The following is a 255-nucleotide window of genomic DNA, read 5'->3' on the forward strand; positions in this document are numbered from 1 at the left end:
GTGTACAAGGCCCGGGAACGTATTCACCGTGGCATTCTGATCCACGATTACTAGCGATTCCGACTTCATGGAGTCGAGTTGCAGACTCCAATCCGGACTACGACGCACTTTTTGGGATTCGCTCACTCTCGCAAGTTGGCTGCCCTCTGTATGCGCCATTGTAGCACGTGTGTAGCCCTACTCGTAAGGGCCATGATGACTTGACGTCGTCCCCACCTTCCTCCGGTTTATCACCGGCAGTCTCCCTGGAGTTCC

Annotated in this window: 1 rRNA gene; it reads right to left on the reverse strand. The window is 54.9% G+C overall.

Annotation, left to right across the window (positions count from 1 at the left end):
• A 16S ribosomal RNA gene (locus CBX98_RS26145) occupies positions 1-255 on the reverse strand; the annotation flags it as partial.

The sequence above is a fragment of the Vibrio sp. T9 genome (genome assembly GCF_003123985.1).
Lineage (GTDB): Bacteria > Pseudomonadota > Gammaproteobacteria > Enterobacterales > Vibrionaceae > Vibrio > Vibrio diabolicus.